Source organism: Pseudoclavibacter sp. CFCC 13611 (assembly GCF_008831225.1).
In the GTDB taxonomy this organism is placed as follows: domain Bacteria; phylum Actinomycetota; class Actinomycetes; order Actinomycetales; family Microbacteriaceae; genus Pseudoclavibacter_A.
Genome location: NZ_WBKE01000002.1, coordinates 538,319 through 553,499 on the forward strand (window position 1 = coordinate 538,319; position 15,181 = coordinate 553,499).

General features: G+C 67.9%; 16 protein-coding genes. All 16 read left to right on the top strand.

Going from position 1 to position 15,181, the window contains the following annotated elements; translation table 11 throughout:
- Positions 1 to 67: 67 nt before the first annotated feature.
- Positions 68 to 1,024, top strand: a complete 957-nt coding sequence (gene fmt, locus F8O08_RS06740) for a methionyl-tRNA formyltransferase (protein ID WP_158042894.1) — start codon at positions 68 to 70, stop codon at positions 1,022 to 1,024.
- Entirely contained in the window at positions 1,021 to 2,535 is a 1,515-nt protein-coding gene (locus F8O08_RS06745; RefSeq protein ID WP_158042895.1) for a transcription antitermination factor NusB, read from the top strand. The genes fmt and F8O08_RS06745 overlap by 4 nt, the downstream gene beginning before the upstream one ends.
- A complete protein-coding gene (rarD, locus tag F8O08_RS06750; protein WP_318655642.1) occupies positions 2,535 to 3,530 on the top strand; it encodes an EamA family transporter RarD in 996 nt (331 codons plus the stop codon). Before F8O08_RS06745 ends, rarD begins: the two co-directional genes overlap by 1 nt.
- A 208-nt stretch (positions 3,531 to 3,738) precedes the next feature.
- Complete coding sequence (locus F8O08_RS06755; RefSeq protein WP_412973618.1) at positions 3,739 to 5,121, top strand: sugar porter family MFS transporter; 1,383 nt, start codon at positions 3,739 to 3,741, stop codon at positions 5,119 to 5,121.
- Between the two features lie 144 nt (positions 5,122 to 5,265).
- Complete coding sequence (rpe, locus tag F8O08_RS06760) at positions 5,266 to 5,952, top strand: ribulose-phosphate 3-epimerase (RefSeq protein WP_158042896.1); 687 nt, start codon at positions 5,266 to 5,268, stop codon at positions 5,950 to 5,952.
- Positions 5,953 to 6,050: 98 nt separating this feature from the next.
- Positions 6,051 to 6,314 (top strand): phosphoribosyl-ATP diphosphatase, encoded by a 264-nt coding sequence (locus F8O08_RS06765; RefSeq protein ID WP_158031560.1) that lies wholly within the window; start codon positions 6,051 to 6,053, stop codon positions 6,312 to 6,314.
- 152 nt (positions 6,315 to 6,466) lie between these two features.
- Positions 6,467 to 7,324 carry an ATP phosphoribosyltransferase gene (hisG, locus tag F8O08_RS06770; protein WP_158038067.1) on the top strand — a complete coding sequence of 286 codons (858 nt, stop codon included), beginning with the start codon at positions 6,467 to 6,469 and terminating at the stop codon, positions 7,322 to 7,324.
- On the top strand, positions 7,325 to 8,176 hold the full coding sequence (gene hisF, locus F8O08_RS06775) for an imidazole glycerol phosphate synthase subunit HisF (protein WP_158038066.1): 852 nt from the start codon (positions 7,325 to 7,327) through the stop codon (positions 8,174 to 8,176).
- On the top strand, positions 8,173 to 8,520 hold the full coding sequence (gene hisI, locus F8O08_RS06780; protein ID WP_158038065.1) for a phosphoribosyl-AMP cyclohydrolase: 348 nt from the start codon (positions 8,173 to 8,175) through the stop codon (positions 8,518 to 8,520). The genes hisF and hisI overlap by 4 nt, the downstream gene beginning before the upstream one ends.
- Positions 8,520 to 10,085, top strand: a complete 1,566-nt coding sequence (locus tag F8O08_RS06785; protein WP_318655643.1) for a chorismate-binding protein — start codon at positions 8,520 to 8,522, stop codon at positions 10,083 to 10,085. Before hisI ends, F8O08_RS06785 begins: the two co-directional genes overlap by 1 nt.
- Positions 10,082 to 10,825 (top strand): Trp biosynthesis-associated membrane protein, encoded by a 744-nt coding sequence (locus F8O08_RS06790; protein WP_158042897.1) that lies wholly within the window; start codon positions 10,082 to 10,084, stop codon positions 10,823 to 10,825. The genes F8O08_RS06785 and F8O08_RS06790 overlap by 4 nt, the downstream gene beginning before the upstream one ends.
- Positions 10,826 to 10,830: 5 nt before the next feature.
- Positions 10,831 to 11,061: a DUF6704 family protein gene (locus F8O08_RS06795; RefSeq protein ID WP_412973462.1), complete on the top strand. Its 231-nt coding sequence runs from the start codon at positions 10,831 to 10,833 to the stop codon at positions 11,059 to 11,061.
- A gap of 9 nt (positions 11,062 to 11,070) precedes the next feature.
- The gene (gene trpC / locus F8O08_RS06800; protein ID WP_412973619.1) at positions 11,071 to 11,841 is read left to right on the top strand and encodes an indole-3-glycerol phosphate synthase TrpC; all 771 of its coding nucleotides are present in this window, start codon (positions 11,071 to 11,073) and stop codon (positions 11,839 to 11,841) included.
- 170 nt (positions 11,842 to 12,011) lie between these two features.
- Positions 12,012 to 13,286 (top strand): tryptophan synthase subunit beta, encoded by a 1,275-nt coding sequence (gene trpB / locus F8O08_RS06805; RefSeq protein WP_158031552.1) that lies wholly within the window; start codon positions 12,012 to 12,014, stop codon positions 13,284 to 13,286.
- Positions 13,283 to 14,086 carry a tryptophan synthase subunit alpha gene (gene trpA, locus F8O08_RS06810; RefSeq protein WP_158042899.1) on the top strand — a complete coding sequence of 268 codons (804 nt, stop codon included), beginning with the start codon at positions 13,283 to 13,285 and terminating at the stop codon, positions 14,084 to 14,086. The genes trpB and trpA overlap by 4 nt, the downstream gene beginning before the upstream one ends.
- 36 nt (positions 14,087 to 14,122) lie before the next feature.
- Complete coding sequence (gene lgt, locus F8O08_RS06815) at positions 14,123 to 15,073, top strand: prolipoprotein diacylglyceryl transferase (protein WP_158042900.1); 951 nt, start codon at positions 14,123 to 14,125, stop codon at positions 15,071 to 15,073.
- The last annotated feature ends 108 nt before the right edge of the window (positions 15,074 to 15,181 follow it).

The window sequence follows — 15,181 nt, forward strand, 5'->3', positions numbered from 1 at the left end:
TCAGCTCGCCGACGCGCATCCGCTGCGCGCATGACCCGATGCGCACCGCGCCACGTACACTGGTGCGGTGCGCATCATCTTTGCCGGAACCCCTGAGATCGCAGCCACCGTGCTGCGCCGAATCATCGACTCACCCCACGAGATCGCCGCCGTGGTCACCCGCCCGGACGCCCCGCTGGGGCGCCGCCGCCGTCTGACGCCGAGCCCTGTGGCCGCGCTGGCAGAGGCCGAGGGCCTGCCCGTCGTCCGTGCCACCCGCATCACCGCCGAGGCGCTCGACGAGATCCGTGAGACCGCCGGCCCAGTCGACCTCGGGGTCGTCGTCGCCTACGGCGCGATTCTGCCCGACGACCTGCTCGACCTGCCGGCGCACGGCTGGATCAACCTGCACGTCTCACTGCTGCCGCGCTGGCGCGGCGCCGCCCCCGTGCAGCGGGCGATCGCAGCGGGGGATGCCCCGCTCGGCTTCTCGGTCATCGGCGTGACGAGCGAACTCGACGCCGGCGACGTCTACGAGCAGCAGACGGTAGCGGGTCTCGACGACGCGACAGCCGGAGAGGTGCTGCGGCGCATGGGCGTCGAGGGCGCAGAGAGCGTCGTGGCAGTGGCGGATGGCCTGGCCGCCGGCACCGCACATCCTGTCGCGCAGAAAGGCGAAGTGACCGTGGCCGCCAAGCTCGATCGGCAATTCGGCCGCCTGAGCTGGATGCAGCCTGTCGCTCAGGTGTTCAACCGCTGGCGCGCAGCGACGCCCGAACCGGGGGCGTGGACGACCCTCGACGGCGACACCTGCAAGGTCCTGCGTCTAGGGCGACCTGATCCGGCGGCCCAGACGCCGTCGCTTCAGCCGGCCGGCAGCGTCGTGCTGTGGCAGCGCCGCGTGCTCGTGGCGGCAGCCGACGGCTGGCTCGAACTGCTCGAGGTGCAGCCCGCAGGCAGACGCGGCATGGCAGCCCGTGACTGGGCCAACGGTCTGCGCCAGCAGGGCGCCGCGGCCGACCAGCCTCTGGCGGTGTTCGCATGAGCCGGAACGATCGCCGATCAGACCGGTCTCAGAGCCGCCGACACGATTCCGGCCGCAATGAGCGTGGCGGCGACCGCCCGCAGCAGCGTCGAGCCGACCCGCGTCGGCTCGCGCTCGGCGTGCTCGAAGAGGTCGATGCCAACGACGCCTATGCGAACCTGCTGCTGCCGGCCCGCCTGGCAGACAGCGGCCTCGAACCGCGAGACCGCGGCTTCGTCACCGAACTCGTCTACGGCACCCTGCGCTGGCGAGCCCTCTACGACGAGCTGATCAGCCGCGCCGCACGTCGCGACGCGAGTGAACTCGACCGACGCGTGCGCGACATCCTGCGTCTCGGCGCCCATCAGGCGCTGCACATGCGGGTGCCCGGGCATGCCGCGGTCAATGAGACGGTGTCACTGGCGAAGCGCACACGCGAGGCGAAGGCTGCGGGCCTGATCAACGCCGTCATGCGTCGGCTCACCGAGCGCAGCCTCGACGAGTGGGTGAGCGTGCTGCAGGCCGAACTGCCCGCCGACCGGTACCTGAGCGTGCGCTGGTCGCATCCCGAGTGGATCGTGCGCGCCCTGCGCAAGTCGCTCGCCGCCGACGGACGCGACGGAGACCTCGAAGCGCTGCTGGCCGCCGACAACGCCGCACCGGCCGTCAACCTCGTCGCACTGCCGGGCGTCGCCGACCGCGCTGACATTCCGGGCACCACGGCGAGCCCGTTGTCGCCGTTCGGCGCGGTGCTCGAACACGGCGATCCGCTCGAGCTGTGTCGACGCGGCGTGCGAGTGCAGGACGTCGGCTCTCAGCTGGCGGCCCTCGCGCTCGCGGCCGCACCCGACGGCGGCGACCGACCCGGTGCATCCGCCGACGACGAGGGCGAGCGCTGGCTCGACCTGTGCGCCGGCCCCGGCGGCAAGACCGCGCTGCTCGCCGCGCTCGCCGCCCGGCACGAGCCGAAGGCTGCGCTGCGCGCCAACGAGCCGGTGCCGCACCGCGCCGATCTGGTGCGGCGGGCGCTGGAGGAGTCCGGGTTCGGTGCCGTCACCGTCGACCAGCACGACGGAGCCACCGAGCTCGGACGGGTGTCGGGACAGTGGCATCGGCTGCTGATCGACGCGCCGTGCACCGGGTTGGGGGCGCTGCGTCGCCGGCCGGAGTCTCGCTGGCGCAAGCAGCCGACGGATCTGCGCGACCTGACCGCCCTGCAGCAGCGGCTGCTCGACGCAGCCGTCGCCTCGGCGCGCCCCGGTGCGCTGATCGCCTATGTGACCTGCTCGCCGCACCTGGCTGAGACGCGCCGACAGATCGACGCGCTGCTGGCGCGGCAGCCGGGAACGCTGGATGTGCTCGACACGGCGGGCATACTCGTCGAGGCTGACGCCGGGCTCGGCCCCGGAGCAGCGTCCGGTCTCGGAGCGAGTGACAGACCTCTGGTCGGCTCAGGTGCTCCAGGGCTGCAGCTCTGGCCGCATGTGCACGCGAGCGACGGCATGTTCGTCTCGGTGCTGAGGAGGCGCTGATGGCTCCGCACAGTTCGCCCGAGATGGCGACCGGGCCCATTGCGCTGCCGGAGGGTGCCGCGAGACCGTCGCAGCTCTCACGACAGCCGCGTCGCAGCGGCCTGATGCTTGGTATCGGCACCTATCTGATCTGGGGAGCGCTGCCGCTCTACTTCATGCTGATGGCGCCGACCGGACCGTTCGAGCTCGTGGCCGCGCGAGTGGTCTTCTCCGCGGTGTTCTGCGTGCTGCTGGTGACTGTGACACGGCAGTGGCGGCATCTGGTCGCACTGTTCCGAGAACCGCGGGTGCTGCTGACGCTCACCGCCGCAGCACTGCTGATCTATGCGAACTGGCAGCTCTACGTGATCGCCGTAACCAGCGAACACGTGCTCGAGGCGTCGCTCGGCTACTTCATCAACCCGATCGTGACGGTTCTGCTCGCAGTGTTTGTGCAGCACGATCGGCTCAGCCGTGTGCAATGGGCGGCGGTCTGCCTGAGTACGGTCGCCGTGGTCGTGCTCGTGGTGGCCTACGGGCAGCTGCCTTGGATCGGTCTCGGCCTCGCATTCAGCTTCGGCTTCTACGGGCTGATCAAGTCGAAGGTCGGCGAGCGCGTCGATGCCATCAGCGGTCTCACCATCGAGACCACGCTGCTCTTGCCCATCGCTGTGGTGGTGCTGCTGGTGGTGGAGTTCGCCGGAGCCGGTCTGACCTTCGGGCGCACCGGCCTCGGCCACGCGCTGCTGCTGGCATCGGCGGGTGTGGTCACTGCGGTGCCGCTGATCACGTTCGCGGCAGCATCGAGAAGACTGCCGCTCAGTTGGATCGGCTTTCTGCAGTATCTGGCCCCGACGATGCAGTTCGTCATCGGCGTCGTCGTGTTGCATGAGCCGATGCCGACGAGCCGCCTGGTCGGCTTCGCACTGATCTGGACGTCGATCGTGCTGCTGATCGTCGATGGGATCGTGCAGAGCCGTCGGCATCGCATTGCTAGACTCAGTGCCCGTGCCTGACAGTCCAGTGAGCCCGCGGCCCGAGAACCAGCGCAAGAATCAGCCGACTTCCGAGCGGCGCGATGCCGCAGCATCCGCCGGCGCGATGTCGCAGCACGGTGTGGCCGGCGCTTGCTCGACTCCAGGTGCACGCACTCTTGGCTCACCCGTCCCAGACCTCGAGCCGCGCTTTCGACGACGCGCCGTCGTGCTTGCGTCGGCCGCAGCGATGGGCGGTTTTCTCTTTGGGTTCGACTCGTCGGTCATCAACGGGGCAGTCGACTCGGTCAACCATCACTTCACGCTCGGCGATGCGCTGACTGGCTTCGTGGTCGCCGTCGCGCTGCTCGGCTCAGCTGCAGGGGCGATGTTCGCGGGCGCGCTTGCCGATCGCTGGGGGCGCCTGTGGGTGATGCGCATCGGCGCGATCATGTTCTTCGTCAGCTCGATCGGCGCCGCGTTCACGGTGAGCGTGCCCGACCTGATTCTGTGGCGCGTGATGAGCGGCGTCGGTGTGGGCATCGCGTCGGTGGTGGCGCCAGCGTACATCGCCGAGATCGCGCCGCAGCGCATTCGCGGCAGTCTGGGGTCACTGCAGCAGCTCGCGGTGACGCTCGGCATCTTCGCGGCGCTGCTTTCCGATTCGCTTTTGGCACATGGTGCCGGCGGTGCGTCGCAGGCGCTCTGGTTCGGCATGCCCGCCTGGCGGTGGATGCTGTTGGTCGGCGTGATTCCGGCCGCCGTCTACGGAGTGCTTGCGGTGCTGCTGCCCGAGTCTCCGCGCTTTCTGGTGGCCGTGGGGCGTGAGCAGGCGGCGCGAGCAGTGCTGGCGAAACTCACTCCGAGCCGTGCGCTGGACGGCACGATCGGCGAGCTCGAAGCTGCCATCGCGACCGATCGCAGCCAGTCGAAGGCGTCGCTGCGCGGATCCAGGCTCGGGCTGCAGCCGATCGTGTGGATCGGCATCGTGCTCTCGGTTCTGCAGCAGTTCGTCGGCATCAACGTGATCTTCTACTACTCGACCACGCTGTGGAAGGCGGTCGGGTTCACCGAGAGCAACTCGCTCACGATCAGCGTGATCACATCGGTGACGAACGTGCTGGTCACGATCATCGCGATCGTGCTGGTGGACCGGGTGGGCAGGCGACCGATCCTGCTGAGCGGGTCGGTGCTGATGGCCGTGTCGCTGGGCGCCATGGCGGTCAGTTTCTCGTTCGCGGTCGATGTGAACGGGGCACCGAGCCTGCCAGCGCCCTGGGGCATCATCGCTCTGGTCGCAGCCAATCTCTTCGTCATTGGGTTCGGAGCCTCGTGGGGGCCGCTGGTGTGGGTGCTGCTGGGCGAGATCTTCCCGAGCCGCATTCGCGGCCGGGCACTCGGTCTTGCTGCCGCGGCGCAGTGGGTGGCGAACTTCTTGGTGACGGTGTCGTTTCCCTCGATGGGCGCGTGGTCGCTGCCCATCACCTACGGGATTTACGCGCTGGTCGCCCTGTTCTCGTTCTTCTTTGTGCTGCGGCGCATTCCTGAGACAAAGGGTGCTGCGCTCGAGCAGACGGAGGCGATCTTCGCACGAGGTGTCATAGCGCAGCCGGGCAAATCAGCACAGATGTGACAGATCTGCGTCAGAACGACCGCGGTTGTCACTTTGGTGCGATTTCGGCGGGGTGCTGTCACACCTGCGCTGCTGGGGCGCCGTCTGCCAGTGGGGTTCGTCGATGCATTCGGGCGCTTCGGGCGACGGCCTAGACTTGACCGCATGACCGCAGCCACTCGTCACGTGCAGATCAGCCCGAGCATCCTCAATGCAGACCTCGGCGATCTGAAGGGCACACTTCAGCAGATCGCCACGGCAGACACCGCGCACATCGACGTGATGGACAACCACTTCGTGCCGAACCTCACCTTCGGCGCACCGGTGGTGAAGTACATCCAGCAGTACTCGCCGATTCCGCTCGACGTGCATCTGATGATCGATGACCCCGACCGGTGGGCACCGGCCTATGCCGAACTCGGCGCGCACGCGGTGACCTTTCATCTCGAAGCCGCGACCTCGCCGCTGAGCGTGGCGCGCACTTTGCGGTCGCTCGGCGCGCAGGCCGGCATCGCGCTGAAGCCGGCCACGCCGGTCGAGACTGTCATCGACCTGCTCGAATACTTCGACCGAGTGCTCGTGATGACCGTCGAACCGGGATTCGGCGGGCAGTCGTACATCGAGGCGGGCACGACGAGAAAGCTGCAGATGCTTCGCGAACGCGCCGATCGGCAGGGACTCGACGATCTGGTGCTGCAGGTCGACGGGGGAGTCAACGCGCATACGGGCGCCATCGCGGTGTCTGCCGGTGCGGATTCGCTGGTTGCGGGTTCGAGCGTCTTCGCCGCGGCGGATGCGCGGGTCGCGATCGCCGAGCTGCGCGCCGCGGCCGAGCTGGCACGCCAAGGCTGACCGCGCGGCCGGTGCTGTTCGCAGCCGGTGAGCGCAGTCCGCGCCGCTCGTGTGCCGGGATGCGCGCCCGACGGATTCACGCGGTAGGCTTGAGCACGATGAAGACGTTTGAAGAGCTGTTCAGCGAACTGACCGAAAAGGCCGCCACCCGTCCTGAGGGGTCGAAGACCGTCGTCGAACTCGACGCGGGCGTGCATGCCATTGGCAAGAAGATCGTCGAAGAGGCCGCCGAAGTGTGGCTCGCCGCCGAGCACGAGACCGATCAGGCGCTCGCAATGGAGGCCAGCCAGCTGATCTACCATCTGCAGGTCATGCTCATCAAGAAGGGCATCAGCCTCGAAGACGTCTACCGCGAACTCTGAGTCAGACGCTCCGATACGAGTCGGGCGGCACCCGGTCGCACCTTCGTCCGGTGTGATCTGATGGCGCCCAGACCTCACTCCCCGATAACCTGATCAGAGGCCTCGGTTCGCCCCGTCTGAGCCTGAGCCTCGTCTCTCGAGAAAGACAGAAAGTGCTGCGTGTAGCGATTCCGAATAAGGGCGTGCTGAGTCAGGCAGCCCTCGACATGCTGAGACAGGCCGGGTATGCGACCCGCCGCGACACCAAAGACCTCTATGTGCTCGACGAGCACAATGGCGTCGAGTTCTTCTACCTGCGTCCCCGTGACATCGCCACCTACGTGGGTGCCGGTGCGCTCGACGTGGGCATCACAGGTCGTGACTTCCTGCTCGACTCCGAGACCGAGGCCACCGAGGTCGACAACCTGCAGTTCGGGCGCTCGAAGTTCCGTCTGGCCGGCCCCGAGGGCAAGTACAGCACCCTCGAAGACATCGATGGTCTTCGGGTCGCCACAAGCTACCCGAAGCTGCTGGCCGACTTCCTCGCCCAGCACGACATCACAGTGAAGCTTGTGCACCTCGACGGAGCCGTCGAGAACGCCATTCGTCTCGGGGTGGCTGATGTCGTCGCAGACGTGGTCGAGACGGGCACGACCCTGCGCTACGCCGGGCTGCACATCTTCGGGCCGATCATTCTGGCGTCGTCTGCGGTGCTCATCGGAGCACCTCAGTCGCTGACGGACGGCCGTCTGGTAGACGAAGCCCGTGTGCTCAGCGAGCGTCTGCAGGGTGTCCGCGTCGCGCGCGAGTACGTGCTGCTCGACTACGACGTGCCGAAGACCGAGCTCGACGCAGCCATCCGGCTCACCCCGGGGCTCGAGTCGCCGACGGTCTCGCCGCTGGCGCGCGCCGACTGGGTGGCGGTGCGGGCGATGGCTCCGCGCGAGCACATCAACGACGCCGTCGACGAGCTCTACAAGACCGGTGCCCGCGCCATTCTGGTCAGCACCCTGAACACGGCGAGAATCTAGATGACGCTCGCGATCCGGGTCATTCCCTGCCTCGACGTCGCAGACGGCAGAGTCGTCAAAGGCGTCAACTTCAGGAATCTGCGCGACGAGGGCGATCCGGTCGAACTGGCGGCGCGCTACTACCGCGAGGGCGCCGACGAAGTGACCTTCCTCGACGTCACTGCCACGGTCGAGAACCGGGCGACGATGTATGACGTGGTGCAGCGCACCGCCGAGCAGGTGTTCATTCCGCTCACCGTCGGCGGGGGCGTGCGCGGCGTCGACCAGGTCGCTCGGCTGCTGGCGTCGGGCGCCGACAAGATCGGCATCAACTCGGCGGCGATCGCCCGTCCCGAGGTGCTCACCGAGATCGCCGACCGATTCGGCGCGCAGGTGACCGTGCTCTCACTCGACATCAAGCGCAGTCCGCGCACCGCATCCGGCTTCGTGGTCACCACGCACGGCGGCCGCACCGAGACCGACGTCGACGCACTCGAGTGGGCTCAGCGGGCCGTCGACTTGGGGGCCGGTGAGCTGCTGGTCAATTCCATCGACGCTGATGGCACTCAGAACGGCTTCGACCTCGACCTGATCGCTCGGCTGCGGGGCCTGGTCGCTGCACCGATCATCGCCTCCGGGGGTGCCGGTACCGTCGCGCACTTCGTGGAGGCCGCCCGAGCCGGTGCCGATGCCGTTCTCGCCGCGAGCGTCTTCCACCGGCAGCAGGTCGCCATCCCCGACGTCAAACAGGCTCTGGCCGACGCAGGCTTCGAAGTGCGGGCCGTGCCCGACGCTCATGACGGGCTGGGCACCACCGATTTCTCCGTCACCGAGGCGACGCAGGCCGCAGCAGCGTCTCAGAATCAGGAATGACCATGACCACGCTCGACGACATCCGCTACAACGACCAAGGACTCGTGCCCGTCGTCGTGCAGCAGTATGACTCCGGCGAGGTGCTCATGATGGCGTGGATGAACGCCGAGACCGTGCGACTCACCATGGTCGAGGGTCGCACCGTCTTCTGGTCGCGGTCGCGACAGCAGATCTGGCGCAAGGGCGAGACCAGCGGCCACACCCAGCGTCTCGTCTCCCTCGACGCCGACTGCGACGGCGACACCCTGCTCGCACGCGTCGATCAGATCGGCGCGGCCTGCCACACCGGCACGCGAACCTGCTTCACGGGGCGCCGCCTGTGGAGCGAGATCGAGGAGTCATGATGACCACCGCATTCGGATCGGCCGCGACCACCCGTGAGCGGTTCCGCGAACTCGCCCAGAGCCATGCGATCGTCCCCGTGGTGCGTCGCGTCCTGGGCGACTCCGAGACCCCGATGGGCGTCTACCGCAAGATCGCCGACTCGCGCCCGGGCACGTTCCTGCTGGAGTCGGCCGACAGCGCCGGCGAGTGGGGCCGGTTCTCGTTCGTCGGCGCGTCCTCCTACGGCACGCTGACGACGGATGCCGCCGGACGCCCGCGTTGGAATGACGAGTCACTGAGCGCCGAGCGTGCATTCGGCGGCGACACGCCGGAGCGTGCGTTCGACGCGATTCAGACCATCGTGCGCCGCTGGCGCACCGCACCGGTACCCGGAGTCCCGCCGCTGACCAGTGGCCTGGTCGGATTCGTCGCCTGGGATGCCATCCGCGAACTCGAGCACATCGAGCGACGCAACCCGCCCGAGACGAACGCCCCGGTGGTGAGCCTGTCGTTCGTGCGCGATCTGGTCGCGATCGACCATCGATACGGCACGATCTGGCTGGTGCACAACGCGCTGGTAGACGCTGACAGCGATCTTGACGCGCTGTGGCAGGAGTCGCAGGATGCCCTGGGGTCGCTGGTCGCAGAGCTCGCCGAGCCCACGCCGGCCACAATCGACGACGTGGACTTCGACGTCGAGCCGCAGGCCGCCCACCGCACCGAGAGAGGCGACTTCCTCGCCGCTGTGGAACAGTCCAAGCAGCACATCGTCGCAGGCGACATCTTTCAGGTGGTCATCAGCCAGCGCTTCGACCTCGAGACGCAGGCCGACCCGCTCGACGTCTATCGGGTGCTGCGCACGCTGAACCCCAGTCCGTACATGTATCTGCAGACGCACCGCGGCACTGACGGAGAGCTGCTGCATGTGGTCGGCTCGTCGCCCGAGGCGCTCGTGAAGGTGACCGACGGGGCCGTCGTCTCGCATCCGATCGCCGGCTCGCGGCCACGCGGCACGACCCCGGAGCGCGACGCTCACCTGGCCGACGAACTGCTGGCCGATGAGAAAGAGCGCTCGGAACATCTCATGCTCGTCGACCTTGCCCGTAACGATCTGCTCAAAGTCTGCGAGCCGCACAGCGTGCGGGTCAGCGAGTTCATGATCATCGAGCGGTTCAGCCACATCATGCACATCAGCTCGTCGGTCGAGGGCGTCACCCGCGCAGGCGTCGACGCCGTTGACGTGCTGGCGGCCACCTTTCCGGCCGGCACGCTCAGTGGTGCTCCCAAACCGAGGGCGCTTGAGATCATCGAAGACCTCGAGCCCGTCGGGCGTGGCGTCTACGGGGGAGTGGTCGGATACTTCGACTTCGCCGGCAACGCCGATCTGGCCATCGCCATCCGCACCGCTGTGCTGAGCGGCGGCCGAGCCACGGTGCAGGCCGGCGCCGGCATCGTCGCTGACTCGGTGCCGGAGAGCGAGTATCAGGAGTCGCGCAACAAGGCGGCCGCTCCGCTTCGGGCCGTGGCCATCGCATCCACCGTGCGACCCGCCGCCGATCGACGCGAGCGAACGGGTCGGGCATGAGCGAGCATCCCACAGCGGGCACGGCGAAGCAGCCGACCCGATCACGGGGAAGCGGTCGGGGTGGAGTCGTCGTCATCGGGCTGGCTCTGGCCGGGGTGCTGACCCTGTCCGCATCACAGCCATGGCTGGACTGGTCAGTGGGGTCGGCCCACGGAGCCGTGCACGTCACCGGGCAGCAGGCCGTCGGAGCGGTGCAGGCCTACGGCCTCACAGCCCTGGCCGTGACGGCTGTGATGGGGCTCAGCGGCGTCGTGCTCACGCGGGTGCTCGCGGTGATCGAGGGCGTGCTCGGAGCGGTCACGATCTGGTCGGTGCAGACCGTGTGGAGGGATCCGCTGGCCGTCAGCCTGAACCAGCTGGCCGAGGCGACCGGCGTCTCCGGCCCTCGCACACTGGCGACTTTGGTGGGCGAGCCGACGCCGACCGGCTGGGTCTGGGTGGCGCTGGCCGCAGCAGCGCTGATCGTGGTGCATGCGGTGTGGGTCTTCGTCGTCGCCGGACGCTGGAAGCGCACCGTGCGTCGTTTTCAGAAGCCGACCGCAGCGTCGGTCTCAGGCCCGAGCCCGGTGGATGCGGCCGAGTCGGCCCAGACCTGGGACGCCTTCTCCGTGGGAATCGACCCGACCGAGAACGACGTCGATCTCGACGACGGGGCCGACGACCGAGCGCGCAGGCGCAACGGCAGCCCGGACGATCCGGGTACACTTGAACAGAATCCGAGACCTCGAGGAGAGCAATGAGCGAGATCAGCGAAGAAATCATCAATCCCGGCCATGGCAACTCGCCGGCCGCATGGACGGCGGTGATCATCGTGCTGGCGGCTTTCATCATCGGCACCATCGCGTTCGTGGCCGGTCATCCGGTGGGCGTGCTCGTTGCTGCGATCGTCGCTGCCGTGGGTGTGATCGTCGGCGTCGTGCTCTCGAAGGCAGGGTTCGGTGCGCACAGCCCGAGGTATGCGCACAAGTCGCACTGACCGATGACCATTCTCGACAGCCTGTATGAGGCTGCGCTGGGCGATGCCGCAGTGCGCGAGGCGCAGACGCCGCTCGCAGAGGTGCAGTCGCTGGCTGCGGCGCAGCCGCCCGCACGAGACGGCTATGCAGCGCTGACCAGAAGCGATCACATCCACGTGATCGCCGAGGTGAAGCGTGCCAGCCCCTCGCGCGGCGATCTCGCCGACATCCCCGATCCGGCGCTGCTCGCCGAGACCTACGCCGCCAACGGGGCCTCGGTCATCTCTGTGCTCACCGAGCGCACACGCTTCAAAGGGTCGCTCGATGACCTGCGCGCGGTGCGTCAGCGCGTTCGCGTGCCGGTGCTGCGCAAAGACTTCATCGCCACCGAGTATCAGATCGTCGAGGCGCGTGCCGCCGGAGCAGACCTGGTGCTGCTCATCGTGGCCGGTCTCTCAGAGAGCCAGCTGCGCACTCTGCGCGAGCTGGCCGAGTCATTGGGCATGCACGCACTGGTCGAGACGCACAATGACGACGAGGTGCGGGCAGCCGTGGCCAGCGGTGCACGCATCATCGGAGTCAACGCACGTGACCTCAAAGACTTCGCCGAGGATCCGTCGCGGTTCTCCGCCCTCGCCGCACAGATTCCCGACGACGTCGTGAAGGTCGCCGAATCTGCGGTGCGCACCGCAGAAGACGTGCGCGACTATCGCGCCGCCGGCGCAGACGCCGTGCTGGTGGGCCAGGCCTTGGTCACGGGAGACCCGGCAGAGCTGCTGCCGCAGTTCACCGCGGTCTGAAGCCGATTCGACCGATTCGGCCGCACATCCCGACCAGGTCGCAGGCAGGCGATCGATCAGCCTCCGCCGGCACCTCGCTCGTGCGGCCGGCCCAGCCGAACAAATTCTTGTGGCACTCCTGCACACAGAGGACAATCTGTGTGGGTGAACGAACAGTGTGGAAGGAACGCATGACGAAGCTCAGCGAGACGACAGGGCCGTACTTCGGCGCCTTTGGCGGCAGGTTCGTGCCCGAGCCGCTCATCACCGCACTCGACGAGCTCGATCGCACCTGGCATGAGGCCCAGGCCGACCCCGAGTTCCAGGCCGAGATCGAACGGCTCGCCCGTGACTACACCGGTCGGCCGTCGCTGCTCACCTTCGCTCCGCGGCTCAGCGAGCTCGCCGGGGGCGCGAAGATCTGGCTCAAACGCGAAGACCTCAACCACACCGGCGCGCACAAGATCAACAACGTGCTCGGGCAGGCGCTGCTCGCCAAGCGCATGGGCAAGACACGGCTGATCGCCGAGACCGGGGCCGGCCAGCATGGTGTCGCCACGGCGACCGCTGCGGCGGTGTTCGGCTTCGAATGCCAGATCTACATGGGCGAGGTCGACATCGAGCGCCAGGCGCTCAACGTCGCTCGCATGGAGCTGCTGGGAGCCGAGGTGGTGCCTGCACGCACCGGTTCGCGCACGCTGAAAGACGCCATCAACGAGGGGCTGCGCGACTGGGTCGCCAACCTCGACACGACGCACTATCTGATGGGAACCGTCGCCGGCCCCCATCCCTTTCCCGAGATCGTGCGCGATCTGCAGAAGGTCATCGGCGACGAGGCACGCGAGCAGCTGTCAGAGAAGATCGGTCGGCTGCCCGACGAAGTCATCGCCTGCGTCGGCGGCGGCTCGAATGCCATGGGCATCTTCAACGCGTTCCTCGACGACCCCGAGGTGGCACTGCTCGGCATCGAAGCCGGCGGCGAAGGCATCGACACACCTCACCATGCGGCGACGATCGAGCGCGGCCGCTCCGGCACCCTGCACGGTGCCAAGAGCTATCTGCTGCAGGACGACGACGGCCAGACCATCGAGAGCCATTCGATCTCTGCCGGCCTCGACTACCCGGGCGTCGGCCCGGAGCACTCATGGCTCTCTGACATCGGACGTGCCCGCTACGAGGCCGTCACCGACGACGAGGCCATGAGCGCCTTCCGCGACCTGTCGCGCACCGAGGGCATCATTCCGGCGATCGAATCCGCACACGCCGTCGCCGGTGCGATCCGTGAGGGCCGCCGGCTCGGACCCGACGCCGTGCTCTTGGTCTCGCTCTCCGGCCGCGGTGACAAAGACATGGAGACCGCGGCACGCTATTTCGGGTACATCACCGACCCCGAGCAGATGGCCGGACCCGGCGAGCAGAGGCCCGCCGACACGAATCAGTCCGCGACCAAGGAGGAACGCCGATGAGCGTCGAACCGCTGCTGCGCACCCGTGCCGAATCCGGTGACGACGGTGCTCATGGCTCCCTGATCGGATACCTGCCGGTCGGCTTTCCCGATTTCGACGCGAGTGTGGACGCCGTGGTCGCGATGGCCGAGCACGGCGTCGACGTGATCGAGCTGGGCGTGCCGTACTCGGATCCCGTCATGGACGGCCCGGTCATCCAGGCGGCGACCGGTGCGGCGCTTGAGCGCGGCTTCCGCGTCTCGGACGTCTTTCGTGCGATCGAGGCGATCCGCCGTCGTGTCGACGTGCCCGTGCTGGTCATGTCGTACTGGAATCTCGTTCTGCAGCACGGCGTCGAAGAGTACGCCCGCGACCTGCAGCAGGCGGGCGGCGCCGGGCTCATCACTCCCGACCTGGTGCCCGACGAGGGCGCCGACTGGATCACCGCGGCTGAAGCGCACGATCTCGACCACGTCTTTCTCGCTGCTCCGACGTCGTCGGACGAACGACTGCGGCTGATCTCCGACACCTCGCGCGGCTTCGTCTACGTGGTGTCGACCATGGGCGTCACCGGCACCCGCACCGAGGTCGACGAGCGCGCCGGCAAGCTCACCGCCCGACTGCGTGCGTTCACCGATCGCCCCCTTGCGGTCGGCCTCGGCATCTCGCGCCCCGATCAGGTGGCCGACGTGCTCGGCTACGCCGACGGCGCCATCGTGGGGTCGGCGTTCGTGCGGGCTCTGCGAGACGGGGGAGCCTCCGCCGTCGCGACGCTCGCCGAGCAGCTCGCTGCCGGCAAGACATCCCGAGCGACCGCTTAGACCGCCGCTCGAGCAGAAGAGACTAGGATACGAGTCGTGAATCTCGCCAGCTTTCCCACCCCCGGCACCGGAGCGTTCTCCATCGGGTCGCTCACCATCCACTACTACGGTGTGATCATCGCCATCGGCATCGTGCTCGCCTGCTGGGTCACGGGTGTGCGCCTGAAACACCGTGGGGCCGACGGCTGGGCCGTGCTCGACGTGGCGCTGTGGGCGGTGCCGTTCGGCATCATCGGCGGGCGCCTCTACCACGTCTTCACGCATCCGGCCGACTACTTCACCGGCACCGGCGACCCGCTGCGTTTTCTCTACATCTGGGAGGGCGGTCTGGCGATCTTCGGCGCTCTGCTGCTCGGCGTGGTGGGAGCCGTCATCGGCACGCATCTCGCCGGCCTGCGGCTGACCACGCTGCTCGATGCGGCGGCCCCCGGCATCCTGCTCGCGCAGGCACTCGGCCGGTGGGGCAACTACTTCAACAACGAGCTCTTCGGAACCCCGACGAACCTGCCGTGGGGCATTCAGATCCCGGCGAGCAACAGCGCCTTCCCGGTGGGTCTGCCCGAAGGCACGCTTTTCCACCCGGCCTTTCTCTACGAATCGCTGTGGAACCTCATCGGCGTGCTCGTGCTGCTCTGGGCCGGGCGCCGCTTCGCGCTGCAGTGGGGCCGGCTCTTCGGCCTCTACCTGGTCTGGTACGGCATCGGCCGATTCTTCGTCGAGGGCATGCGACTCGACCCGATCGCCGTCTTCCTCGGCGCACGTCTGAACCAGTGGGGCGCCGTCGTGGTCGTCGTCATCGGCCTGGTCATCATGTTCGTGCAGGCGCGCCGGCACCCCGGTGCCGAGCCGAGCCCGTACCGGCCGGAGCATCTGGCCCGGCTCGAGGCGCTCGAACAGGTCGCCGTCTCGTCTGCTGCCGTCGATGCCGATTCGGCGGATGCCGAGGTCGCCTCCGCAGCAGAGTCGAAAGCCAGCGAGCGCAGCTGACATCGGCGCAGGTTCTGTAACGTGCCTGTAACACAATGTGAGATCCCGGTAACAATAGCCGGATAAAGTTGGACTTCCTCGCTGGATCAGCATGCGATGTCATGGCGC